This is a genomic window from Streptomyces zhihengii (genome assembly GCF_016919245.1).
In the GTDB taxonomy this organism is placed as follows: Bacteria; Actinomycetota; Actinomycetes; order Streptomycetales; family Streptomycetaceae; genus Streptomyces; species Streptomyces zhihengii.
On record NZ_JAFEJA010000001.1, the window covers coordinates 6,023,018 to 6,046,216 of the forward strand.

Consider the following 23,199-nt stretch of genomic DNA (forward strand, 5'->3'; position numbering starts at 1 on the left):
GCCCTCAGGCCGCGAGCCGGGTGCCCACCAGGACCATCCGCAGGGTGCGTTCGGCGGCGTCGGCGAGGAACTCGCCCGCGCGGTCCAGTGCTTCGGGCAGCGCCACGGGCGCGGGCAGGATCGACCCGTAGGCGTCCACTCCCGCGGCCGTGACCTCGTCGACCCCCTGGCCGAGGGTGCCCGCCAGCGCCAGCACGGGCACGCCCAGGGCCTTCGCCCGGCGGGCCACCTCGGCGGGCACCTTGCCGCGCACGGTCTGCCGGTCGAGCGAGCCCTCGGCGGTGATGACCAGGTCGGCGCGGGCGAGCCGGGCGTCGAGGTCGACGTGGCCGAGCAGGACCTCGAAGCGCGGCAGCAGCCGGGCGCCGAGCGCGGCGAGGCCCGCGCCGAGCCCGCCCGAGGCCCCCGTGCCGGGCGCGGTCCGCGGGTCGACCCCGGGCGCGAGGTCGCGGGTCAGCACGGCTGCCCACTGCTCCAGGGCCGCCGACAGCCGCTCGACGTCGGCGGGGCCGGCGCCCTTCTGCGGCCCGAAGACCCGGGCCACCCCCCGCTCGCCGCAGAGCACGTTGTACGGATTGCAGGCCACCAGGATCTCCGCCCGGCGCAGCCGCGGGTCCAGCCCCGAGGCGTCGATCCGCGCGAGCCGGGCCAGCGCCGCCCCGCCGTGCGGCAGTTCGCGCCCCTCGGCGTCCAGCAGCCGGGCGCCGAGGGCCTGGAGCGCCCCGGCGCCGCCGTCGCTGGTGCCGGAGTCGCCGCAGCCCACGAGGATCCGCCGGGCACCGGTGCCGAGGGCCGCCCGGATCAGTTCGCCGACGCCGAAGGTGGTGGTGGCGCACGGGTCGCGGCGGTCGCGGGGCACCATGCCGAGGCCGGCGACGGCGGCCATCTCCACGACGGCGGTGCCGTCGCCGAGCACGGCGAAGTGGGTGCGCACCGGCAGCCCGACGGGCCCGGTCGCCGTGCACGGCACCAGCCTGCCGCCGGCCGCCTGGGCCAGCGCCTCCGCGGTGCCCTCGCCGCCGTCGACGAGCGGGATCAGGTCGAGTTCGGCGTCGGGGACCACCCTGCGCAGGCCCTCGGCGATGGACAGGGCCGCCTGACGGGCGGACAGGGACTCCTTGAAGCCGCTCGGTGCGACGGCGACACGGTAGGGGCGGTGGCTCATGGCGGGGCCTTTCGTGTGGATCCCGGCGGGTCCGGGGGCCGGCCGCGCCCCGGGGCGCGGGAGAGCTGCCGGTGCGGTGCCCCGGCAGGGGGCGGGGAGCGGCCGGGGCCGCCGGCCCCTACTCCTGGAGGACGGGCACGCCGAGCAGCGGCCAGACGAGGAGCACGAACAGCAGCACCACCGCCGCGCTGAGCGGCGCGAGGAGCGCCGAGAGCCGGAGCAGGTCGCGCGGGGTGAAGGTGGGCACCTTCTCCGGTGGTTCGAAGAAGAGGGCGACGGGCTTGGCCGAGGCGGGCAGGGTGTGGCAGAAGCCCGCGGCGGCCGTCGACGCCAGCGCGGCGGCCACCGGGTTGACGCCCGAGCCGACGGCCGCCGCCACCACCAGGGGCACCAGCACCGAGGAGCGGGCCGAGCGGGACTGGAGCACCAGATGGGCCGCCGTGCTGACGAGCACGACCACGGTGAGGAAGAACCACGGCGGCAGCGAGCCGGGCAGCCCGCCCACCAGATGGCCCGCGGCGCCCGAGTCGACCAGCGCCACGCCCATCGCGGTGGTCGCCGCCATGAACAGCAGCAGCGGCCAGGGCACCGTCCGCAGCCCGTCCTTCAGCCGCACCGTGCCGAGCGCGGGGGAGGCGGCGACGACGGCGCCGATCAGCGCGACCAGCGCCGGCGGCACCCCGTGCAGCGGTTCGCTGCACCACAGGGCGACCACGGTGGCGAGCAGCACCGTGCAGCGGGCCTCCGCCGTGCTGAGCGGTCCGGTGACGGGGGTGGGGGAGTGCTCCTGGAGCTGGGCGGCCGTGATCCGGACGGGCCCGGAGCGGTCGGCGCGGGAGGTCGTCGTCAGCAGGACCGCCTCGGCCGCCAGGTGCGAGGCGACCACCGCGAGCGGCAGCCCGAGCACCAGCCATTCGACGAAGCCGATCCGCTGACCGGTCTGCTCGAACAGCACGCCCACCGTGATCAGGTGCGCGCCCGCGCCGATGAGGGTGGCCACCGCGGAGAGCAGGATCACCGTGGGGAAGAGCAGCGCCAGCATCACCACCAGCCGCCGCCGCTCCGCCAGCGCCCGGGCGAGCGCCAGGAACACCGGCAGCGCGAGGGCCGCCCGGCCGGAGGTGGCGGGTACCGCGAACGCGGTCACCACCAGCGCGGCCGTGGTCAGGTGCACGAGCTGCCGCACGCTGCGCGCCCCGCTCACCAGGAAGGCGGCCGCCCGTCCCGCGAGCCCGGTCCTGGTGACCGCGGCGGCGATGACGAACGCGCAGATCAGCAGCCAGATCGTCGCGTCCCCGAGGGTGGCGAAGAGGGTGTCGGAGCTGATCACGCCGGTCGCGGTGAGCGCCAGGCCGGCGCCCAGGGCGACATAGGTGTCGTCGACCGGGGCCGCGATCCAGGCGCAGGTGGCGAGCGCGAAGACGGCGAGGGTGAGCCGGGCGTCACCGCCCAGCGACGGGAAGGTGCCGGGGACGGCGAGCACGGCGCAGATGCTGAGCGCCGCGCAGAGCCAGGCCGCCTGGCGCAGGGAGAGGTTCACGGCATTCAGTCTTCGGCCCGGCCGTGAGCCGCCGATGAGCCGTCGATGAAGGGAAGTTCATCCCCCGGCCCGCGCCGCGGGCGCGGGTCAGGGCAGCCGGTAGCCCATGCCCCGTACCGTCTCCAGCCGGTGCGCGCCGAGCTTCTTGCGCAGCGCCCTGACGTACACGTCCACGATGTTGGAGCCCGGGTCGAAGTCGTAGCCCCAGACGTGGGACAGGATCTGCTCCCGGGACAGCACCTGCCCCGGATGCCGCAGGAACAGCTCCAGCAGCACGAACTCACGGGCCGTCAGGTCGACGGTGCGCTCCGCCGCCCGGGCCCTGCGGGTGCGCAGGTCGAGGGTGAGGTCACCGCTGCGCAGCACCGTGACCTCGGGCGCGCGGGCCGCGGTGCGCAGCCGCAGCCGCACCCGGGCCAGCAGTTCCTCGAAGCGGAACGGTTTGGTCATCCAGTCGTCGGCCCCGCCCTCCAGACCGGCGACGGTGTCCCGCACCGAGTCGCGGGCGGTGAGCACGACCACGGGCAGGGTGACCCGGGCCTCGCGCAGTTCCCGCAGCACGGTGAACCCGTCGCGTCCGGGCAGGCCGATGTCCAGCAGCATCAGGTCGAAGCCGCCGCTGACGGCGTAGTCGAGCGCGGTGTCGCCGTCGGCGGCGACGGTGGTCGTGAAGCCGTTGGCCCGCAGCCCCTTCTCCACGAAGGAGGCGATCCGGTCCTCGTCCTCGGCGATCAGAATGCGGTTCACAGGGCTTCCTCCATGACGAGTACGAACACGGCGCCGCTGCCCGCGCCCTCGGCGGGGCGCAGTTCCACCCGGCCGCCCCGGTGGCCCTCGGCTATGGCGCGGACGATGGACAGGCCGAGCCCCGCGCCGCTGGTGCGGGCGCCGCGGCGGGCCGTGCCGCGGCGGAACCGTTCGAAGATCACCTCGGCGTCCTGGGGCTGCACACCCGGTCCGCTGTCCGCCACGTACAGCTCGACGCGGCCCTCCTGCTCGCGGGAGCCGATGCGGATCCTGGCCCCGGGCACGGTGTGCTGCACGGCGTTCTGCGCGAGCTGCACCATGGCCTGGGTGATGCGCTGCGGGTCGAGCCAGGCCTCCCGGTCGGCGACCTGGTCGAGCACCCAGTCGCGTTCGCCGAGCGCGCGTGCCTTGACGAAGACGTCCGCGGTCAGCTCGCCGAGCTGGACGGGTTCGGGGCGGACGAAGTCCGGCCGCTCGGCCTTCGCCAGCAGCAGCAGGTCCTCCACGATCCGGCTCATCCGGTCCAGCTCGTCGGTGACCAGCCGGACGGTCTCGCGCTGCTCCGCCGGGTCGTCGCCCATCAGCTCCAGATGGCCGCGCACGATGGTGATCGGGGTGCGCAGCTCGTGCCCGGCGTCGTCGACGAACTGGCGCTGCCCGGCGAACGCGCTCTCCAGCCGGTCCAGCATGGCGTTGAAGGTCTCGGCGAGCGCGGCGATGTCGTCGCGGCCCTGCACGGGGATGCGCCGGGTCAGGTCCTGCTCGGTGAGCTTCTCGGCGGTGGCCCGGACCACCCGCACGGGTGCCAGGATGCGGCCGGCGACCGCCCAGCCGATGCCGGTCACGGTGATCAGGGCGACCCCGGAGATGGCGAGCAGGGTGCGGAACGCCTCGTCGGCGATGGCCCGCTCGCTCTCGGAGTGGAAGGCGACGACGAAGGCGGCCTCGGCGCCGGGGGCGGCGGCCCGGATCGGCACCTTCGCCCAGCGGACCTCGCCCTGGGGCCGGGACAGCACCCCGGCGCCGCCCTCCGCGTCGAGGATCGCGGTGAGCGAGGCCCGGTCGGGGTGGAGGGCGATGTCGGGACGGATCTCGCGGGACTGCCGGATCACATGGACGCGCTGCCCGGGGGCCCGGGTCAGGCCGAGCAGTTCCTCGTCCGGGTCGGAGTACTGGCGCTGGAGGAAGACCCTCAGCAGCTTGTCCGGGTCCGTGAAGGTACGGCCGGTGTCCGGGTCGACACCCTGCGGCACGAAGTTCGCGAACTCCTGGGTCTCCTGGGTGAGGAGCTGGTTGATCCGGTGGTCGATGTCGCGCAGCAGCAGCGACCTGGTGGTCATGGCGACGGCGGCGAGCGCCACCGTCATGACCAGCAGGAGCCAGAGCAGGATGCGGACCCGTGCGGATATCCGGCGGTCAGTTCTCTTCACCGGCGTCGTCGGCGTCGTCGTTGCTGTCGTCGTCGTCGGTCGCCGCCGGCCCGGGGACGACCGCGTCGCCGGTGGGCGCGGGGGTCGTCGGGACGCCGGACGGGCCCGACGGCGTGCCCGAGGGGTTCCCCGTGGGGTCCGCCGAGGGCGGCGGGGCGGGGCGCGGGGTCGCGTCCAGCTCGACCGCGGGCGGGACCTCGGGGGTCCCGGGCGCGTCGGTCAGGGCGTAGCTGGTCGCGGCGATGCCGAGCGGGATGGCGACGACTGCGGCGAGCGTCACCATGCGGTGGGTGAAGGCCATGCCCGTCATCCTGCGCGGCGCCGGGAAACGCCGGATGAGGCGGGGATGAGGATTCCTTCATGTGCGGAGCGGCGGGCCTGTGTGTGCGGCGGCCATGTGCGGTGCGGCGGGCCCGCCGGGGGCGCGGATCCGGCCGGACGGCCTCAGGCGTCGAGGCCGATGGCGAACGCCGCCTCCAGGTCGTGCTGGGAGTAGGTGCGGAACGCGACATGGGTGTCGGTGCCCTCCACACCCGGGATCTTGCTGATCCGGCCGGGGATCACGTCCGCCAGGTCGTCGTGCCTGGCCACGCGCACCATGGCGATCAGGTCGTAGGTCCCGGTGACGGAGAAGACCTCGCTGACGCTGTCCAGCGCGGCGATCGACTCGGCGATCTCGGGGATGCGGTCCACGCTGGTCTTGATGAGCACGATCGCGGTGATCACGGCTGTCCTTCTCCCTCGGTGGCCGCTGCAGATGAGCCGCTGCAGACGGGGCCAGCCTACTCGCCGGCCGGGCGGCTCCGGCCGGGGGAAGCGCCGGGCGCGGGGCGCCGGAACCGGGCCCACGCCCACAGGAAGCCGGCGGAGAATCCGGCCAGGTGCGCCAGGTACGCCACTCCGGGCCCGCTCCCGGCGTTCTGGGCCGCCACCCACTGGAGGGCGAACCAGAAGACCAGCACCGCCCAGGCGGGGAAGCGCAGCGGCAGGAACAGGAGAAAGGGGAAGAGGCTGGTGACCCTGGCGCGGGGGAAGAGGAAGAGGAACGCGCCGAGCACCGCCGAGATCGCCCCCGAGGCGCCCACCAGCGTCTGCGCCGACTCCGCGTTGGCGACGGCGAACGCCAGCAGCGCCACGTAGCCGGTGGCCAGATAGAAGAGGGCGAAGCCCACACGCCCCATCCGCTCCTCCGTCATCGCGCCGAAGACGTAGAGGAAGAGCATGTTGCCCAGCAGATGGAGCCAACTGCCGTGGATGAACAGCGCGGTGAGGGGGGTGAGCAGGGCCCGGGGATCGGCGGACATCAGTTCGGCCGGGATCACCCCCCAGCGCTCGAAGTACGCGGCCTGCGCCGCCAGCACCTCGTCGCCGATGCCGTACGCCGGGTTCAGACCCGAGACGGGACTGACGGCGAACACCGCGCAGCACAGGGCGATCAGCCCGTACGTCACCGACGGGCCGCTCACCGCCGACCGGAGCGCACCGCGCGCCGCCTCCGCCGAGACCCACCGACTGATCATGGACAGAGCATGGCGTAGCGGGACCGAACGGTACAGAGCGCCTCGCCGTGACCACGCGTACCCGTGAGGCCGTAGGGTTGCAGGCAGTACATCCGCAGTTCGACGGCGCACCGCGGGTACCCGGTTCCGTACGACGAAAAGGACGGCACGATGACGACGGTTCCCTCGCCGACAGCCGACACCAGGTGGCGCTGCACGCTCTGCGGCAACCTCACGCGCTTCGACGTCACGCGGTCGTCCAAGGTCGTCGAGTACGTCCATCTGGACCTCGCGGGCGAGCCGACCGTCGAGGAGCGGGACGTCGTCAGTGAGACCATCGAGTCGGTCCGCTGCCGCTGGTGCAACGCGGTGGACCAGATCGAACTGGTGGACAGGCCGGGCGCCGCTTCCTGAGAGGGGCGGCCCCGCACGGGTGGCAGGGGTGACGGATCGTGGAGCAGCCCGCGAGTGGCGCGGAGCCGGCCGGCGCGGCCGGTGACGCCGCCGAGGCGCTCGACCGGCCCCTGCCGGAGGGTGTCAGGCGCCGTGTCGTCGCGCTGGTCTCGGACGCCTTCGGCGGTCTGACCGTCACCGAACTGCCGCCCCAGCTCCGGCAGTACGCCCGCTTCACCCCGAGCCGCCGCGCCAAGTTCGCCGGGAACGCGATGGCCGCGGCGCTGGAGAACGACCCCGTCTTCCGGCAGCGGATCGGCGAGCGGCTCGGCAAGGGCCAGCCCGAGCTCGCCGGTGCCCTGGAGTCCGGGGCCCCGCCCGCGGCCGCCGATCCGGTGGACGTGGCGGCCGCCGCCTATGTGCTGAGACCCACCGGATGGGTGAAACTCGTCGCCGCCGCGGGCGAGGAGGTCCAGCGGGCGGACGCCGAGCGGGCCGACGAGGAGGGCCGGCGCGAGCTGGAGCGGCTGCGCGAGGAACTGGCCGAGGCCCGCACCCAGATCAAGTCGGAGACCGACCGGCTGCGCGCCGAGCTGGAGGCCGCCCGCAAGGACGGCGAGTCGCTCGCCCGCAAGCTGCGCAGCGCCCAGGCCGACCTCAAGCGCGGCGAGGCGGCCCTGCGCCGCAGCGCGGGCGAGACCGAGTCGGTGCGGGCGCAGGCGGCGGCCCAGGTGTCGGCGGCCGAGAGCGAGACCCGGCGGCTGAAGGCCCGCCTCGGGGAGGCGGAGGCCGCGGTGGAGGCCGGGCGCCGCGCGGCGCGCGAGGGCCGCTCCGTCGAGGACATGCGGCTGCGGCTGCTGCTGGACACCGTGCTGGACGCCGCGCAGGGGCTGCGCCGCGAACTGGCGCTGCCGCCGGCGGGGATGCACCCCGCCGACACCGTGGACGCCGTCGAGCCGGGCCGGATGTCCCCCAAGGACATCGCCAACCGGGCCCTGTCGGAGACGGACCCGGCCCTGCTGGACCAGTTGCTCGCGCTGCCCCAGGCCCATCTGGTGGTCGACGGCTACAACGTCACCAAGACCGGCTATCCCACCATGCCGCTGGAGAAGCAGCGGCTGCGGCTGCTCGGCGGTCTCTCGGTGCTGGCCGCGCAGACGGGCGCCGAGGTCACCTGTGTCTTCGACGGCGCCGAACTGGCGGCGCCGGTCCTGCTGGCGCCGCCGCGCGGTGTGCGGGTGCTGTTCTCCAAGGCCGGGGTCACCGCCGACGAGCTGATCCGCCAGCTGGTGCGCGCCGAGCCGCCCGGCAGGCCCGTGGTCGTCGTCTCGACCGACCGCGAGGTGGCCGACGGGGTCGCCAAGGCGGGGGCGCGTCCGGTTGCGTCCGCCCTGCTCCTCAAGCGGCTTTCGCGCGTCTCGTAACATCCGTACGCAATGCCCGGATTGGGCTCGATGGCGGGGGACGGTGCGTCAAGTGGCCGCTACTGCACGTGTGATGTGAGTAAAGAATGCCCTCGCGGGCCGAGATTTTTCCTATGAGGATTTGAACTGATCACAAGAAGGTCACTAGGGTCGGCCTTCGAACCTTCGCGCGGTTGATCACCCACCCGGGGTGGCAGCGAAGGAACCGCCGAGTTCGTGCAGTTCGACCCTATTTCCCCCAGGGACCCGACGTGCGGACGCCGGGGTCCCGACCCCCCACTGCCCGGTAGGCGGCTCGAGGAAGAAGGAGCTCGCCTTCGTGGCGTCCCACCGTCGTCCCAAGCAGCCGAGCCGCACCCGTGTGACCGTGCTCACCGCGACCGCCGCAGCCGCCGTCGCCCTCTCCGCCCAGACCGCTCAGGCCGACCCGAAGCCGACCAAGAGCGAGGTCAAGGAGAAGGTCGACAAGCTCTACGAAGAGGCGGAGCAGGCCACCGAGAAGTACAACGGGGCCAAGGAGAAGCAGGAGAAGCTCAACGAGGAGATCGGCGCGCTCCAGGACAGGGTCGCGCGCGGTCAGGACGAGCTCAACACCCTGCGCGACAGCCTCGGTTCGGTCGCGAGCGCCCAGTACCGCTCCGGCGGGATCGACCCCTCGCTCCAGCTCTTCCTCTCCGGCGACCCGGACACCTACCTGGACAAGGCCTCGGCCCTGGACCAGCTCGGCGCCAAGCAGACCGACGCCATCCAGGACATCCAGGCCAAGCAGCGCACCCTCGCGCAGCAGCGCCAGGAGGCCCAGGGCAAGCTGACGGACCTGGCGGACACCCGCGAGGAGCTCGGCAAGAAGAAGAAGGAAGTCCAGGGCAAGCTCGCCGCCGCGCAGAAGCTGCTCAACTCCCTGACCGCCGCCGAGCGCGCCTCCCTCGCCGCCGACGACACCCGCGCCAACCGCGCCAGCTCCCGCGCCGACCTGGGCAACTCCGTCCCGGCCTCGCAGCGCGCCGCCGCCGCCTTCGCCGCCGCCCAGTCCAAGATCGGCACCCCGTACGTCTACGGCGCCTCCGGCCCGAGCTCCTTCGACTGCTCCGGCCTCACCTCCTGGGCGTACGCGCAGGCCAACGTCTCCATCCCGCGCACCTCGCAGGCGCAGGCGAACGCCGGCACCCGCATCTACTCGCAGGGCCAGCTCCAGCAGGGCGACCTCGTCATCTTCTACGGCGACCTGCACCACGTCGGCTTCTACGCCGGCAACGGCCAGGTGCTGCACGCCCCGAAGCCGGGCGCCAACGTGCGCTACGAGTCGATCAACAACATGCCGTTCCAGTTCGGCGTGCGTATCTGACGGAACGTCCGGCACGGGGTGGGAGCGACTCCCACACCCGTCCGAACGGGGGAATTCCGTCGCTTCCCGCTGACCCCGCGCCCCGCCGGTGACCTGTGGTTCCGGCGGGGCGTCACTGTGCGTGCCCAGGGCGGTCGTTGGCCGCCGTGTGGTCGCCCGGCTACTGTCTGCCGCGCAACACCCCCAGTCCTTCGCGTTCAGCGACGTGTGCGGAAGGGAGCGCGGCCCGTGGTCTCCCACCGCCGACCCTCACAGACCGGTCTCGCATCGAGTGCCCGGACCACCGTGCTGTCCGCCGCCGCGGCGGCGACGGCCGCCGCCGGCCTCGGCGCGACGCCCGCGGGGGCCGAACCCCGCGAGCCCGCCCGGGCCACCCGCGCCCAGGTCGACCTGCTCCACCAGCAGGCGGAGCAGGCCACCGAACGCTTCAACAAGGCCCGCGAGGACGTCGGACGGCTGCGCGAGCGGGTCGCCCACGCCCAGGACAGCGTCGCCCGCGGGCAGGAGCGCATCAACCGGATGCGGGAGGAGCTGGGCACCGTCGCCGGCGCCCAGTACCGCTCCGGCGGCGTCGACCCCGCGCTCGAACTCCTCCTCTCCGCCGACCCGGACACCTACCTGGAACGGGCCTCCCTCCTCGACCGCGCCGGCGACCGCCAGGCGCACACCCTGCGCCAACTCCGGCGCGAACAGCGCGACCTCGGCCAGGAACGCGCCGAGGCCGACCGCGACCTCACCGAACTGGAGCGCAGCCGCGCCGAGGTCGCCCGGCACAAACGCGGCGTCGAGCGCAAGCTCGCCGAGGCCCGCCGGCTGCTGAACAGCCTCACCGACGCCGACCGCGCCGCCTTCGACCGCGCCTCGCGCGGCGGCCGCGACGGCGCCCTGCCCGGCCTCGACGGCCTCACCGCGAGCTCCCGGCACGCCTCGGCCGCCGCGCTCGCCGCCCGCGGCGCGGTGGGCCGCCCGTACGTGTGGGGCGCCAACGGGCCCTCGGGCTTCGACTGCTCGGGCCTGGTGCAGTGGTCCTACGCCCAGGCGGGGGTGGGCCTGCCGCGTACCTCCCAGGCCCAGGCGAACGCCGGCCGCCGCGTCCCGCTCTCCGAGGCGCGCCCCGGCGACATCGTCACCTACCGCGGCGACGCCAGCCATGTCGGGATGTACATGGGCAACGGGCAGGTCGTCCACGCGCCCTACCCGGGCGCCTCGGTGCGCTACGACCCGGTCGGGATGATGCCGATCCACGCCGTCACGCGCGTCTGACCGCCGCCGGCGGGGCCCGTGCGGGCCCCCGGAGAGGCGCTCGGGCCGCCCCCTCGCCGCCGGGTTACGTACGATCGGCAGCGTGGCAGGTCAGGGGCGCGCGGCGCGCACGGCGGCACGGCGTACGGCGGGGCTCGGCCTCGCCGTGATGCTGCTGCTGCCCGCGTGCACCTCCGACACCGCCCCCGTGGACCCGACCGCCGATGCCGTACGGCGCACCCTGGACGCCCGCGCGGACGCCGTCGTCCGCCACGACCGGGACGCCTGGCTCGCCGTCCTCGACCCCGGGGCCACCGCCCTGCGCGAGGCCCAGGGCACCGAGTTCGACAACCTCGGCGACGTGCCCGTCGGAAGCTGGGAGTACCGCGTCGAGGGCGTCCGCCACCAGGACGGCAGGGCCGTCGCCGACACCGAGCTGCGCTACCGCATCGACGGCTACGACCCGGCCCCCGTCGTCGCCTCCCGCATCGTGGAGCTGACCGAACGCGACGGCCGCTGGTACATCACCGCCGACCGGCCCGGCAGCGGGGCCCCTCAGCAGCTCTGGCAGCAGGGCGACGTGGAGGCCGTGCGCGGCGCCCGCAGCCTGGTCCTCGGCGTCGGGCAGGACCCGGAGCGGCTGCGCGACCTGGCCCGGGCCGCCGACCTCGCGGTGCCCGCGGTCGGCGACGCCTGGCCCGGGGAGTGGGCGGGCCGGGTGGTCGTCCTCGTACCGCCGTCGCTGGAGGACATGGGGCGGCTGCTGGGCGCCCCCGCGGCCGGGTACCGGGGCATCGCCGCCGTGACCACCGGCGAGAGCGGCGGCGGCCCGGACGCGCCCGCCGACCGGGTGGTCGTCAACCCCGAGGCGTACGGGCTCCTCGGCGCCTTCGGCCAGGACGTCGTGCTCACCCACGAGACCGTCCACGTCGCCACCCGGGCGCACACCTCCGCCGCCACCCCCATGTGGCTCTCCGAGGGCTTCGCCGACTGGGTCGCCTACCGCGGCAGCGCCCGCGGCGCCGAGGAGATCGCGCCCGAGCTGCGGGACGCCGTCCGGGCCGGCGATCTGCCGGCCACGCTCCCCGACGACGGGGCGTTCTCCTTCGGCGGCGACGCCGAAGCGCTGGCACGGGCCTACGAGGGCGCCTGGCTGGCCTGCGAGCTGATCGCCGAGCGCTGGGGCGAGGAGCGTCTCACCGACGTCTACCGCACCGTCGGGGAGGCCGAGCACCGCGACGGAGCCGTCGAGCACGCCCTGGCCCGGGAGCTGGGCGTCACCGTGGAGGACTTCACCGCGCAGTGGCGCGACCATCTGCGCGAGCGGCTGGGCTGACCCCGGCCGGGGCCGCCGCCGGGCCCCGCCACAGCCGCCGCCCGGCGACCACGGCCGCCGCCACCAGCAGCCCGTTGCGCGCCACGAGCAGGCCGATCCCCAGCGCGTCGCTCGCCACCACATGGCCGAACCAGACCGGGAACTCCAGCACGGTCACCGCGGTGGCGGCCAGCACCAGCAGAGCGGGACGGCCCATCCGGGTCTCCGGGCGCACCAGGCACACCGCCGCGAGCCCCACCAGCCAGACCAGGTACTGCGGGCTGATCACCCGGCTGGTGACCGTGAACAGCAGCACCGCGGTGAACGCCGCGTCCGCCGTCGTGGCCGGCCCCCACTCGCGCGCCCGCAGCCGCCACACCAGCAGCCAGACGAGCGCGGCCGCGCTGAGCGCCAGCGCGAGGGTGCTCACCAGCCCCACGTACGGGCCCATGAACTCGACCGAGCCGTAGTTCAGCAGCACCTCGCCGCGCCACCCCAGATGCCGGGCCACGTGGAAGACCAGCGCGCCCAGCGACTCGACCTCGGTGCCCCGGTCGCGCTGGAAGCCGAGGAAGGCCGTCGCGCCCGGCATCGCCAGGGCGAAACCGGCCGTCAGGGCCGCCGCCGTCACCGCCGCCGTCCCCCACGCCCGCCGGGACGCCCGGCCGCGCTCCACCCCCACCAGCAGCAGCACCGGCCACACCTTCAGCAGCGCCCCGAACGCCGCCAGCGCGCCCAGCACCCGGGGCCGCCGGGCGCCCGCGAGCAGGGCGGCCACCGCGACCGCCGTGACCATCAGGTCGTACCGGGCGTACACCGTCGGCCCGAGCAGCGGCACCCCGGCCACCCATGTCCACAGGGCCCACGGCGCGGTCCCCGGGCGCCGCGCGGCCCGCAGCATCAGCAGGACCAGCAGGTCGCACAGGAACACCAGCACGTAGAAGGCCGTGTCGTACGGCAGCCACGGCAGCAGCCCTGGGGAGAGGATCGCGAGCGCGGCGGCCGGCGGGTACTGCCAGGTGACGTCGTCCAGCGGGAACGTGCCGGTGCGCAGCACCTCGTACCAGCCCCGGTAGATCACCGACACGTCGGTGGTGACGTCCGGCCCCGGGAAGGTGAGCGGCCCGAGCACGAACAGCAGCAGGGCCGTCCGGGTCAGCACCCACACCGCCAGGGGAAGGGCCGTGCCCCGGGGCGCCCTCGCCATCCGCTGCCTCTCCGTCGCCCGCCGCCGTGGCTGCCCATCATGCCGGGCGGGGCCCCTGAGGCCGTGCAAGGCGCATTCGGTACTGTCGGCGGCGATGCACAAGACGCTGATCGTGACGAACGACTTCCCGCCCAGGCCGGGCGGCATCCAGGCCTTCCTGCACAACATGGCGCTGCGGCTGGACCCGGGCCGGATCGTCGTCTACGCCTCCACCTGGAAGCGCGGGCGCGAGGGCGAGGAGGCGACGGCGGCCTTCGACGCGGAGCAGCCGTTCACCGTCGTGCGCGACCGCACGACGATGCTGCTGCCCACCCCGCGGGTCACCCGGCGGGCCGTGGGCCTGCTGCGCGAGCACGGCTGCGCGTCCGTGTGGTTCGGGGCGGCCGCGCCGCTCGGACTGATGGCCCCGGCCCTGCGCCGGGCCGGCGCCCGGCGGATCGTCGCCACCAGCCACGGCCACGAGGCGGGCTGGGCGCAGCTCCCCGCGTCCCGGCAGCTCCTGCGCAGGATCGGCGAGGGCACGGACACGATCACCTATCTGGGCGAGTACACCCGCTCGCGGATCGCCGCCGCGCTCACCTCCGAGGCCGCCGCCCGCATGGTGCAGCTCCCGCCCGGCGTCGACGAGAAGACCTTCCACCCCGGCTCCGGCGGCGACCGGGTCCGCGAGCGCCTCGGGCTCAGCGACCGGCCCGTCGTCGTCTGCGTGTCCCGGCTGGTGCCGCGCAAGGGCCAGGACACGCTGATCGAGGCGATGCCGGCGATCCTGGCGGAGGTGCCGGACGCGGTGCTCCTCGTCGTGGGGGGCGGCCCCTACGAGAAGGACCTGCACGCCCTCGCCGAGCGCACCGGCGTGGCGGACTCGGTGCGCTTCACCGGGGCGGTGCCCTGGTCGGAGCTGCCCGCGCACTACGGCGCCGGCGACGTCTTCGCGATGCCGTGCCGCACCCGGCGCGGCGGACTCGACGTGGAGGGCCTCGGCATCGTCTACCTGGAGGCCTCGGCGACCGGCCTGCCGGTCGTCGCCGGCGACTCCGGCGGCGCGCCGGACGCCGTGCTCGACGGCGAGACGGGGTGGGTCGTGCGCGGCGGCGAGCCCGCCGAGTGCGCCGAGCGCGTGGTGGCCCTGCTCCGGGACCCGGACCTCCGCCGCCGCATGGGCGAGCGCGGCCGCGCCTGGGTCGAGGAACGCTGGCGCTGGGACCTCCTCGCGGAGAGGCTGCGCGAGCTGCTCTGAGGGGGGTGTCGCCGGGGGCTCCGGTTACCGGGGTGCTCGCCTGTCGGGGTGCCTGCTTGTGGGGGTGCCTGCTTGTCGGGTGGGCCGCCTCCGCCGCACCGTCGCCCGCGGGCGCGCCGCCTCTCCGGGGGCTCCGCCCCCGGAGAGGCGCGCCTCGAACGCCGGCGGGGCTGGGGGCGCGTCAGCCGCGGTACAGGGACTCGATCTCGTCCGCGAAGTCCTTCGCCACCACGTTCCGCTTCAGCTTCAGCGACGGCGTGATGTGCCCCGCCTCCTCCGTGAACTGCGTCGCGAGGATGCGGAACTTGCGGACGGACTCCGCCTTGGAGACCGCCGCGTTGCCGTCGTCGACGGCCCGCTGGATCTCGGCGAGGAGCTGCGGGTCCTCGCGCAGGGCGGCCGCCGTGGAGCCGGCGGGCTTGCCGTGGTCGGCGGCCCAGCGGACGAGGAAGTCCTCGTCGACGGTGACCAGCGCGCCCACGAACGGGCGGCCGTCGCCGACGACCATGCACTCGGCGACGAGCGCGTGCGCCCGGATGCGGTCCTCGATGACCGCGGGGGCGACGTTCTTGCCGCCGGCGGTCACCAGGATCTCCTTCTTGCGGCCGGTGATGGCGAGGTAGCCGTCCTCGTCGAGGGTGCCGATGTCGCCGGTGTGGAACCAGCCGTCGGCGAGCGCCTCCGCGGTGGCGGCCTCGTTGTCCCAGTAGCCGGAGAAGATGTGCTCGCCGTGCAGCAGGACCTCGCCGTCGTCGGCGATGCGCACGACCGAGCCGGGCAGCGGCTGGCCGACCGTGCCGATCTTCTGGCGGTCCCACGGGTTGAACGCGGTGGCCGCGCAGGACTCGGTGAGCCCGTAGCCCTCCAGCACGGTGAAGCCGATGCCGCGGAAGAAGTGGCCGAGCCGCTCGCCGAGCGGGGCGCCGCCGGAGATGGCGTACTCGCCGCGTCCGCCGAGGACCGCGCGGAGCTTGCCGAAGACCAGCTTGTCGAAGAGCTTGTGCTTCAGCCGCAGGCCGAGGGAGGGGCCGGACGGCGTCGCCAGGGCCTGGCTGTAGGCGATCGCGGTGTGCGCGGCCTTGTCGAAGATCTTGCCCTTGCCGTCGGCCTGGGCCTTGGCGCGGGCCGAGTTGTAGACCTTCTCGAAGACGCGCGGCACGCCGAGGATGAGCGTCGGCCGGAAGGACGCCAGCTCGTCGGTGAGGTTCTTGATGTCCGGTACGCAGCCCAGCTTGATGGGCGCCATCACCGAGGCGACCTCGACCAGGCGGCCGAAGACGTGCGCGGTGGGCAGGAACAGCAGGACCGAGCACTCGCCGGTGCGGAACAGCGGCTTCAGGCGCTCCACCACGTTGCCGCACTCGGCGAAGAACGCCCGGTGGGTGAGCACACAGCCCTTGGGGCGGCCGGTGGTGCCGGAGGTGTAGACGATGGTGGCCGGGTCGTCCGCCTTGGCGGAGGAGCTGCGCTCGTCGACGACCTCGTCGGTGACCGAGGCGCCCGAGGCCTCCAGCTCCGCGACCGCGCCGGCGTCGAGCTGCCAGACGTGGCGCAGCTCCGGCAGGGTGCCGCGGACCGACTCCACGGCGGCGGCGTGCGCCTCGCTCTCGACGACGACGGCGACGGCGCCGGAGTTGCCGAGGATCCACTGGACCTGCTCGGCGGAGCTGGTCTCGTAGACGGGGACGGTGACCGCGCCCGCGCTCCAGATCGCGAAGTCGAGCTGCACCCACTCGTAGCGGGTGCGCGACATCAGGGCGACCCGGTCGCCGGGGCGGATGCCGGCGGCGATGAGCCCCTTGGCGGCGGCCCGCACCTCGGCGAGGAACCGCACGGCGGTGACGTCGGTCCACGCTCCGGCGACCTTGCGGCTCATGACGGCCACGTCTGGATGCTGAGCGGCATTGCGGCGGATGAGATCCGTCAGGTTGCCGTCCGTCGGGACCTCGTACAGGGCCGGAAGGCTGAACTCGCGCAAGACTGCTGCTCCTCATCGGGCTCCGGCGCCACGGCTCTGTGTGATGCACCGGCTGCGGTCCACGTCGGGCAGGTGCTCGGTGGGGATGAGCACGACTGGACTTCCCGGACGTTACCCATCAGTAGACGGTTCCCGGTAGGGGGTCCCGGCCAATGTTCCCTGCGTCACACGGCTGCGGCTGGACGTCGGGGAAAGTATTCCATCCTCAGATGTCGGGCGAGTAACCGCAGGTAGAGCCCTCTGTCCAGGGCGTGTGGACGGGTCGTAGGGTGCTCGCCATGGCAGGTATGCGAGTGAACGTGGTCAGCGATGTGCACGGCAATGCGAAGGATCTCGCCACCGCGGGCGACGGCGCGGACGCCCTGATCTGCCTCGGCGACCTCGTGCTCTTCCTCGACTACGCCGACCACTCCCGCGGCATCTTCCCCGAGCTGTTCGGCACCGCCAACGCCGACCTGATCGTGGAGCTGCGCACCGCCCGCCGCTTCGACGAGGCCCGCGAGCTGGCCCGCGGCCTGTGGGCCGGGCTCGGCATCGACCGGGAGACGGCCGTCGTCTCCGCGGTACGGCGGCAGTACGCCGAGCTGTTCGCCGCCTTCCCCGCCCCGACGTACGCGACCTACGGCAATGTCGACATCCCGACCCTGTGGCCCGAGTTCGCCCTGCCCGGCACCACCGTCCTCGACGGCGAACGGGTGGAGATCGGCGGCCGGGTCTTCGGATTCGTCGGCGGCGGCCTGCGCACCCCCATGCGCACCCCGTACGAGATCTCCGACGAGGAGTACGCGGCCAAGGTCGAGGCGCTCGGCGAGGTCGACGTGCTCTGCTCGCACATCCCGCCGGAGGTGCCCGACCTCACCTACGACACGGTGGCCCGCCGCTTCGAGCGCGGCAGCCGCGCCCTGCTCGACGCGATCCGGCGGACCAGGCCCCGGTACGCCCTCTTCGGGCACGTCCACCAGCCCCTGGCGCGGCGCATGCGGATCGGCGCCACCGAGTGCGTCAACGTGGGGCACTTCGCCTCCACGGGGAAGCCGTGGACCCTGAGCTGGTGACGGCACGGCGGCGGCCGGGCGATCGGCGGGGTGGTGAGGGCACCGCGACAGCGGGTCACGAGGGCGCGGTAGCCTGCACACCACCACCCGACCCCGGACATCACCGCACTGTTGAGGAGCCGCAGCGATGGCGGAACACACCAGCTCGAGCATCACCATCGATGCGGCGCCGGCCGACGTCATGGGCGTGATCTCCGACTTCGCGCGCTACCCCGAGTGGACCGGCGAGGTGAAGGAGGCCGAGGTGCTCGCCACCGACGCCCAGGGCCGCGCCGAGCAGGTCCGGCTCGTCCTCGACGCCGGAGCGATCAAGGACGACCACACCCTCGCCTACACCTGGCACGGCGACAACGAGGTGAGCTGGACGCTGGTGAAGTCCCAGATGCTCCGGGCCATCGACGGCTCCTACAGCCTCGCGCCCGTCGGCGGCGGCGACCGCACCGAGGTGACCTACCGGCTCACCGTCGACGTCAAGATCCCGATGCTCGGCATGATCAAGCGCAAGGCGGAGAAGGTCATCATCGACCGCGCCCTCGCCGGTCTGAAGAAGCGCGTCGAGAGCGGCGCAGCCGCCTGATGTTCCGGGTCCTCGTCACCGGCCTCGGCGGCGCGGGCCGCACGACCGTCGCGGCGGCCACGGCGCTCGCCGCCGCCTCGTCGGGCCACCGCACCCTGCTGCTCTCCGCGGGGGCCGACGCCGTGCTCGGCGTCCCCGTCGGCGGGCCGCCCGAGCGGCCCGACCGGGTCGCGGACGGCCTGTGGGCGGCCCGCGTCGACGCCGCCGGCGACTTCCGCGCCGAGTTCCTCGACCTCCAGGACCGCGTCTCGGCCGCCCTGGACCTGCTCGGCGCCACCCCCTTCGAGGACGAGGAGCTGACCGAGCTGCCCGGCAGCGGCGAGTTCGCGCTGCTGCGCGCGCTGGCGACCGCCTCCCGGGGCGACTGGGACGTCGTCGTCGCCGACCTGCCCCCGCTCGACGAGGCCGTGGCCCTGCTCGCCCTGCCCGAGCGGCTCCGCCGCTATCTGCGCCGGCTGCTGCCGCCCGAGCGGCAGGCCGCCCGCGCGCTGCGGCCCGTGCTCGCCCAGCTCGCCGGCGTCCCCATGCCCGCGCAGTGGCTGTACGAGACGGCCGCACGCTGGGACAGCGCGCTCGCGGACGTCCAGGCCGCCGTCGAGGACCCGGGCACCCGGCTCACCGTCGTCGCCGAACCGGGCCCCGCCGCCGCGGAGCGGCTGCGCGCCGTGCGCCCGGGCCTCGGTCTCTTCGGCCACGCCGTGCACGCCGTGGTCGCCAACCGTCTGGTGCCCGGTGACTCCGCGGACCCCTGGGTGGCCTCCCTCGCCGCCCAGCAGGCCCAGTGCCTCAAGGAGTGGGACGGGCTCTGGCCCCCGGCGGCCGCCGTCGGCTCCCTGCCGCACCTGGGACGCGACCCGCGCGGCCTCGCCGACCTCGCCCGGCTGGCCGCCCTCCCCGTCCTCGCCCCGCCCACCGCCGCCGGTGCCCGCGAGGGCCTCCCCGAGCCGGTGCACGGCGACGGCGGCACCCTCGTCTGGCACCTGCCGCTGCCCGGCGCCGTCAAGGAGGAGCTGTCCCTGGTACGCCGTGGGGACGAACTCCTCGTCACCGCCGGTCCGTTCCGCAGGATCCTGCCGCTGCCGCCCGTGCTGCGCCGCTGCACGGTGGCCGGCGCGGGTCTCGCCGACGGGACGCTGGGCGTACGGTTCACGCCGGACCCCGGTCTCTGGCCGCGGACACGCTGAGGACGGCGGGGCCGTTCGGGTACCGTCGAAGACAAGCAACCCTCAGCCTGCCGCAGGAGTACGCCATGAGCGATGCCACCGAGCGTCCCGACGTCGACGACGACGCGTGGGCCACGGCGTGCGAGGAGGACTTCCGCGCCGAGCAGGCCCGCCGCAGGGCCGAGTCCGGGCAGTCGCCCGACTCCGCGGCCGAGGAACTCCGCAAGCTGCTGGGCGCCGTCGCCGACAAGGTGAGCGCCTTCCAGTCGTCGCTGCCGGGCAGGGCGGCGCAGAGCGCCGTGCACCAGTTCGTCAGCCAGGCCAAGGCCGCGGTCGAGCCCGTGATCGAGCGGAACCCGCAGGTCTTCGACCACCTCGCGGCGGCCGGCGGCGAGCTGCTGGCCGCCTACCGTTCCGCGGTGCAGTCGCAGGAGAGCCGCTGGACCAAGCAGAGCGGGCCCGCCGAGAAGCGCGACGACCCGCGCGACGAAGGGCCCGGCCCGAGCGAGCACATCGACCTCGACTGACCTTCGGGGCCCCGCCCTCGGGTACCGTTGCCCCTAGCGGGGCTCGACCGAATACTGAGGGACACATGGGACTCACCATCGGCGTCGACATCGGCGGCACGAAGATCGCGGCGGGCGTGGTCGACGAAGAGGGCACCATTCTCGAGACGCACACCGTGCCCACGCCGTCGACTCCCGAGGGCATCGTCGACGCGATCTGCTCGGCCGTCGCCGGTGCCGGCGGGGGGCACGAGATCGAGGCCGTCGGCATCGGCGCGGCCGGATACGTCGACGACAAGCGCGCCACCGTCCTGTTCGCGCCCAACATCGACTGGCGGCACGAGCCGCTCAAGGACAAGGTCGAGCAGCGCGTCGGCCTCCCCGTCGTGGTCGAGAACGACGCGAACGCGGCGGCCTGGGGCGAGTACCGGTTCGGTGCCGGGCAGGGACACGACGACGTCATCTGCATCACCATCGGCACCGGTCTCGGCGGCGGCATCATCATCGGCAACAAGCTGCGCCGCGGACGCTTCGGCGTGGCCGCCGAGTTCGGCCACATCCGGGTGGTGCCCGACGGCCTGCTGTGCGGCTGCGGCAGCCAGGGCTGCTGGGAGCAGTACGCCTCCGGCCGGGCCCTGGTCCGGTACGCCAAGCAGCGGGCCAACGCCACCCCGGAGAACGCCGCCGTACTGCTCGGGCTCGGCGACGGCACCGTCGACGGGATCCAGGGCAAGCACATCAGCGAGGCCGCCCGGCAGGGCTGCCCGGTGGCCGTCGACTCCTTCCGGGAGCTGGCCCGCTGGGCCGGCGCGGGGCTGGCCGACCTGGCGTCGCTGTTCGACCCGTCGGCGTTCATCGTCGGCGGCGGGGTCTCCGACGAGGGCGACCTCGTCCTCGACCCGATCCGCAAGTCCTTCCGCCGCTGGCTGATCGGCGGCCACTGGCGGCCCCACGCCCAGGTGCTCGCCGCCCAACTCGGCGGCAAGGCCGGTCTTGTGGGCGCCGCCGACCTGGCCCGCCAGGGCTGAGTCCCACCGCCGTGTGCCCGCCGCGTCCTCACCGGATCGCGGCGGGCACCGTCGTATCTTGATCCGCATGGCCATGAGCGTGAACGAGCTGCCCGCGCTGCCCAACTCCCGTACGGAGGAGGACGGTTCGGCCGTCATCCGGGTACTGGGCTACAACATCCGGTCGCTGCGCGACGACGAGGAGGCCCTCGTCCGGGTCATCCGCGCCTGCGCGCCCGACCTCGTCCTCGTGCAGGAGGCCCCGCGCTTCTTCCGCTGGCGCAAGCACGCCGCCCGCCTCGCCGCCGCCGCCGACCTGGTGATGCTCTCCGGCGGGGCGACCGCCGCGGGCCCGCTGCTGCTCTGCTCGCTGCGGGCGACGGTGGAGCACACCGAGGACATCCTGCTGCCGCTCACCCCGCGGCAGCACCGGCGGGGGCTCGCCACGGCGGTGGTCCGCTTCGGCGGGGCGCGGCTCGGCGTGGTGAGCTGCCATCTGAGCCTGACCTCCGCCGAGCGCTTCGACCAGGCGCGGATGCTGCTGGACCACCTCGCGGCCCTGGACGTGCCGCACGCGGTCGTCGCCGGGGACATCAACGAACGCCCCGACGGCCGCAGCTTCCGGATGCTCGCCGGGGAGCTCCAGGACTGCTGGACGGTGAACCCGTGGGGTGCGGAGCACACCTCCACGCCGGCCGACCCCCACCAGCGGATCGACGCCGTGTTCGCGACCGAGGGGGTGGAGGTCCTGGGCTGCGGCGTCCCCCGGGGCCTGCCGGGGGTCACCCCCGAGGACCTGCGCGCCGCCTCCGACCACCTGCCGGTCCTCGCGGCCCTGCGCGTCCCGGCCTCCTGACACCCCGCGGCGGTGCCGGGGACACGCGAGGGGCGGGCCGGGGACCTCGTCCCCGGCCCGCCCCTCGGAGGGCGGCGCCGCGCTACACGACCGCGCCGCGCCCCGGGTCGTCCATGTCCTCGTCGTCGTCGGGCGACATCCGGGCGACGAGGGTGGCGAAGCCGCCCAGGAAGCCGCCGACGCAGACCGTGGTCAGCCACCACGTCATGTCCCAGCGCAGCAGCACCGCCAGCAGCATCAGCACCGGGCCGCCGATCACCGCCAGCCAGGCGAACTTCGCCGTGACGTCGGCCTCCGGCAGGGGAGGCGGCTCGGGCGGCACGAAGTGGCCCTCGTCCGACTCGTCGAGGTCCTCCTCCCGGGCCTGGGCGACCTGGTAGTCGCGGGGGCCCGCGACGCCCGGCGCGAAGGTGATCGAACTGCCCAGCGCGGGCTTCTCCTCCGGTTCCTTGTCCGCCGCCGTGTCCCGGGACGCGTCGGGCGCGTCGTTCGTCTCGGTCTCCAGCAGTGCGAGGTCCTCCACCGACTTGAACGGCTTCGCCCCCGGCGGGTCGGCCGGTTCCTCTCCGTATCCCGCGACGATGGCGGCCCAGGCGGCCTCCTCGTCGATCGGCTGCGGCTCTCGGTCCGCGTCGTGCTGTTCAGCCACCGGTCGTACTCCCTCCCCGTGCCTCGGCTGCGCGGGACCCGGCGGTCCCGGCCTCCGGAGCGAGCCGGCCGATGAACGCGTAACTCTCCTCGAAGATCCGCTCCGCATCGTTGTCCAACGTCGCGACGTGGTAGCTGTGTTCCAGGAGGACCTCGGTGACATCCGTGGAGGACACCCGGCGCAGGATCCGCGCGGAGTCCGCGGGGGGCACCACATGGTCCTCGGGGCTGTGCAGCAGCAGCATCGGCTGGGTCACCTGGGGGAGCTCGCCGTCGACCAGCCGGAAGAACCGGCGCACCGAGTGGGCCGCGTGCAGCGGCACCCGGTCGTAGCCGACCTCCTCGACGCCCTGCCTGGCGATGTCGCTGGTCAGCCCCTTGGTGGAGGGCACGAGGTGGCGGACGGCCGGCAGCAGCGAGGCCATCGCGCCGTGCACCTTGTTCGCCGGGTTGACGACGACGACGCCGCGTACGGCGTCCCCGTGCCGCGCCGCCAGCCGCAGGGTCAGCGCGCCGCCCATGGAGAGGCCGAAGACGAAGACCACCCGGCAGCGCTCGCGCAGGGCGCCCAGCTCGCGGTCCACCTCCGCGTACCAGTCCTGCCAGCCGGTCACCTGCATGTCCTGCCAGCGGGTGCCGTGCCCCGGCAGCAGCGGCAGCGACACCGACAGGCCGCGCTCCGCCAGGTACTCGGCCCAGGGACGCAGCGACTGCGGTGAACCGGTGAATCCGTGACAGAGAAGGACGCCGACCTCGCCGCCGTCGTGGCGGTACGGCTCGGCTCCGGGAAGGACCGGCACCGGGGTCTCCTGTTCGTGAGGTGTGCGGAGCGTACGGGGGACGCGCTGGGCCGAAGGCCCGAAGG

23 protein-coding genes are annotated in these 23,199 nt (G+C 74.4%); 12 read left to right on the top strand and 11 right to left on the bottom strand.

The window, feature by feature from the left end:
* Nucleotides 1–4 precede the first annotated feature (4 nt).
* The 7 genes from JE024_RS25550 to JE024_RS25580 all read right to left on the bottom strand — a co-directional run bounded on the left by JE024_RS25550 (nt 5) and on the right by JE024_RS25580 (nt 6,402).
* A complete protein-coding gene (locus JE024_RS25550) occupies nt 5–1,165 on the bottom strand; it encodes a glycerate kinase family protein (protein WP_205375830.1) in 1,161 nt (386 codons plus the stop codon).
* Nucleotides 1,166–1,283: 118 nt separating this feature from the next.
* Nucleotides 1,284–2,705 (bottom strand): SLC13 family permease, encoded by a 1,422-nt coding sequence (locus JE024_RS25555; RefSeq protein WP_205375831.1) that lies wholly within the window; start codon nt 2,703–2,705, stop codon nt 1,284–1,286.
* 87 nt (nt 2,706–2,792) lie between these two features.
* Nucleotides 2,793–3,452 (bottom strand): response regulator transcription factor, encoded by a 660-nt coding sequence (locus JE024_RS25560; RefSeq protein WP_205375832.1) that lies wholly within the window; start codon nt 3,450–3,452, stop codon nt 2,793–2,795.
* On the bottom strand, nt 3,449–4,819 hold the full coding sequence (locus tag JE024_RS25565; protein ID WP_205376725.1) for a sensor histidine kinase: 1,371 nt from the start codon (nt 4,817–4,819) through the stop codon (nt 3,449–3,451). Before JE024_RS25565 ends, JE024_RS25560 begins: the two co-directional genes overlap by 4 nt.
* 49 nt (nt 4,820–4,868) lie before the next feature.
* The gene (locus JE024_RS25570) at nt 4,869–5,183 is read right to left on the bottom strand and encodes a small hydrophilic protein (RefSeq protein ID WP_205375833.1); all 315 of its coding nucleotides are present in this window, start codon (nt 5,181–5,183) and stop codon (nt 4,869–4,871) included.
* A 143-nt stretch (nt 5,184–5,326) separates the two neighbouring features.
* Complete coding sequence (locus JE024_RS25575) at nt 5,327–5,608, bottom strand: Lrp/AsnC family transcriptional regulator (RefSeq protein WP_065488891.1); 282 nt, start codon at nt 5,606–5,608, stop codon at nt 5,327–5,329.
* Between the two features lie 56 nt (nt 5,609–5,664).
* Nucleotides 5,665–6,402, bottom strand: a complete 738-nt coding sequence (locus JE024_RS25580; RefSeq protein WP_205375834.1) for a rhomboid family intramembrane serine protease — start codon at nt 6,400–6,402, stop codon at nt 5,665–5,667.
* Between the two features lie 150 nt (nt 6,403–6,552).
* Between JE024_RS25580 and JE024_RS25585 the strand changes: the two genes are divergently transcribed.
* The 5 genes from JE024_RS25585 to JE024_RS25605 all read left to right on the top strand — a co-directional run bounded on the left by JE024_RS25585 (nt 6,553) and on the right by JE024_RS25605 (nt 12,121).
* Entirely contained in the window at nt 6,553–6,795 is a 243-nt protein-coding gene (locus JE024_RS25585; RefSeq protein ID WP_147990240.1) for a hypothetical protein, read from the top strand.
* A gap of 38 nt (nt 6,796–6,833) precedes the next feature.
* Entirely contained in the window at nt 6,834–8,198 is a 1,365-nt protein-coding gene (locus JE024_RS25590; protein ID WP_205375835.1) for an NYN domain-containing protein, read from the top strand.
* Between the two features lie 319 nt (nt 8,199–8,517).
* The gene (locus JE024_RS25595) at nt 8,518–9,543 is read left to right on the top strand and encodes a C40 family peptidase (RefSeq protein WP_205375836.1); all 1,026 of its coding nucleotides are present in this window, start codon (nt 8,518–8,520) and stop codon (nt 9,541–9,543) included.
* Nucleotides 9,544–9,771: 228 nt separating this feature from the next.
* Nucleotides 9,772–10,806, top strand: a complete 1,035-nt coding sequence (locus JE024_RS25600) for a C40 family peptidase (protein ID WP_205375837.1) — start codon at nt 9,772–9,774, stop codon at nt 10,804–10,806.
* Between the two features lie 82 nt (nt 10,807–10,888).
* Nucleotides 10,889–12,121 (top strand): hypothetical protein, encoded by a 1,233-nt coding sequence (locus tag JE024_RS25605; RefSeq protein WP_205375838.1) that lies wholly within the window; start codon nt 10,889–10,891, stop codon nt 12,119–12,121.
* Here JE024_RS25605 and JE024_RS25610 read toward each other — a convergent pair.
* Nucleotides 12,078–13,307, bottom strand: coding sequence for a glycosyltransferase 87 family protein (locus tag JE024_RS25610; RefSeq protein WP_205375839.1), 1,230 nt, complete (start codon nt 13,305–13,307; stop codon nt 12,078–12,080). The two genes, JE024_RS25605 and JE024_RS25610, sit on opposite strands and share 44 nt — an antisense overlap.
* A gap of 94 nt (nt 13,308–13,401) precedes the next feature.
* Between JE024_RS25610 and JE024_RS25615 the strand changes: the two genes are divergently transcribed.
* Nucleotides 13,402–14,544 (top strand): glycosyltransferase family 4 protein, encoded by a 1,143-nt coding sequence (locus JE024_RS25615; RefSeq protein WP_205375840.1) that lies wholly within the window; start codon nt 13,402–13,404, stop codon nt 14,542–14,544.
* 181 nt (nt 14,545–14,725) lie between these two features.
* Here JE024_RS25615 and JE024_RS25620 read toward each other — a convergent pair whose 3' ends face one another.
* On the bottom strand, nt 14,726–16,522 hold the full coding sequence (locus JE024_RS25620; RefSeq protein ID WP_205375841.1) for an AMP-dependent synthetase/ligase: 1,797 nt from the start codon (nt 16,520–16,522) through the stop codon (nt 14,726–14,728).
* 299 nt (nt 16,523–16,821) lie between these two features.
* On the opposite strand from JE024_RS25620, the gene JE024_RS25625 reads away from it, so the two are divergent.
* The 6 genes from JE024_RS25625 to JE024_RS25650 all read left to right on the top strand — a co-directional run bounded on the left by JE024_RS25625 (nt 16,822) and on the right by JE024_RS25650 (nt 21,686).
* Entirely contained in the window at nt 16,822–17,577 is a 756-nt protein-coding gene (locus JE024_RS25625) for a metallophosphoesterase family protein (protein WP_205376726.1), read from the top strand.
* Between the two features lie 127 nt (nt 17,578–17,704).
* Nucleotides 17,705–18,154: an SRPBCC family protein gene (locus JE024_RS25630; RefSeq protein WP_205375842.1), complete on the top strand. Its 450-nt coding sequence runs from the start codon at nt 17,705–17,707 to the stop codon at nt 18,152–18,154.
* A complete protein-coding gene (locus JE024_RS25635) occupies nt 18,154–19,338 on the top strand; it encodes an ArsA family ATPase (RefSeq protein ID WP_205375843.1) in 1,185 nt (394 codons plus the stop codon). Before JE024_RS25630 ends, JE024_RS25635 begins: the two co-directional genes overlap by 1 nt.
* A 65-nt stretch (nt 19,339–19,403) precedes the next feature.
* Complete coding sequence (locus JE024_RS25640; RefSeq protein ID WP_205375844.1) at nt 19,404–19,844, top strand: DUF5304 domain-containing protein; 441 nt, start codon at nt 19,404–19,406, stop codon at nt 19,842–19,844.
* Nucleotides 19,845–19,909: 65 nt separating this feature from the next.
* Nucleotides 19,910–20,851 carry an ROK family glucokinase gene (locus tag JE024_RS25645; RefSeq protein ID WP_205375845.1) on the top strand — a complete coding sequence of 314 codons (942 nt, stop codon included), beginning with the start codon at nt 19,910–19,912 and terminating at the stop codon, nt 20,849–20,851.
* A 73-nt stretch (nt 20,852–20,924) separates the two neighbouring features.
* Nucleotides 20,925–21,686, top strand: a complete 762-nt coding sequence (locus JE024_RS25650) for an endonuclease/exonuclease/phosphatase family protein (protein ID WP_205376727.1) — start codon at nt 20,925–20,927, stop codon at nt 21,684–21,686.
* A gap of 82 nt (nt 21,687–21,768) precedes the next feature.
* Here JE024_RS25650 and JE024_RS25655 read toward each other — a convergent pair whose 3' ends face one another.
* Nucleotides 21,769–22,335: a hypothetical protein gene (locus JE024_RS25655; protein ID WP_205375846.1), complete on the bottom strand. Its 567-nt coding sequence runs from the start codon at nt 22,333–22,335 to the stop codon at nt 21,769–21,771.
* Nucleotides 22,328–23,134 carry an alpha/beta hydrolase gene (locus JE024_RS25660; RefSeq protein WP_205375847.1) on the bottom strand — a complete coding sequence of 269 codons (807 nt, stop codon included), beginning with the start codon at nt 23,132–23,134 and terminating at the stop codon, nt 22,328–22,330. Before JE024_RS25660 ends, JE024_RS25655 begins: the two co-directional genes overlap by 8 nt.
* Between the last annotated feature and the right edge of the window lie 65 nt (nt 23,135–23,199).

Bases quoted from the DNA above. Each gene is read 5' to 3' on its own strand.
- JE024_RS25635 (WP_205375843.1), top strand. From the start codon at position 18,154: ATGTTCCGGGTCCTCGTCACCGGCCTCGGCGGCGCGGGCCGCACGACC.
- JE024_RS25630 (WP_205375842.1), top strand. From the start codon at position 17,705: ATGGCGGAACACACCAGCTCGAGCATCACCATCGATGCGGCGCCGGCC.
- JE024_RS25645 (WP_205375845.1), top strand. From the start codon at position 19,910: ATGGGACTCACCATCGGCGTCGACATCGGCGGCACGAAGATCGCGGCG.
- JE024_RS25580 (WP_205375834.1), bottom strand. From the start codon at position 6,402: ATGATCAGTCGGTGGGTCTCGGCGGAGGCGGCGCGCGGTGCGCTCCGG.
- JE024_RS25650 (WP_205376727.1), top strand. From the start codon at position 20,925: ATGAGCGTGAACGAGCTGCCCGCGCTGCCCAACTCCCGTACGGAGGAG.
- JE024_RS25585 (WP_147990240.1), top strand. From the start codon at position 6,553: ATGACGACGGTTCCCTCGCCGACAGCCGACACCAGGTGGCGCTGCACG.
- JE024_RS25640 (WP_205375844.1), top strand. From the start codon at position 19,404: ATGAGCGATGCCACCGAGCGTCCCGACGTCGACGACGACGCGTGGGCC.
- JE024_RS25615 (WP_205375840.1), top strand. From the start codon at position 13,402: ATGCACAAGACGCTGATCGTGACGAACGACTTCCCGCCCAGGCCGGGC.
- JE024_RS25550 (WP_205375830.1), bottom strand. From the start codon at position 1,165: ATGAGCCACCGCCCCTACCGTGTCGCCGTCGCACCGAGCGGCTTCAAG.
- JE024_RS25570 (WP_205375833.1), bottom strand. From the start codon at position 5,183: ATGGCCTTCACCCACCGCATGGTGACGCTCGCCGCAGTCGTCGCCATC.
- JE024_RS25565 (WP_205376725.1), bottom strand. From the start codon at position 4,819: ATGACGGTGGCGCTCGCCGCCGTCGCCATGACCACCAGGTCGCTGCTG.
- JE024_RS25610 (WP_205375839.1), bottom strand. From the start codon at position 13,307: ATGGCGAGGGCGCCCCGGGGCACGGCCCTTCCCCTGGCGGTGTGGGTG.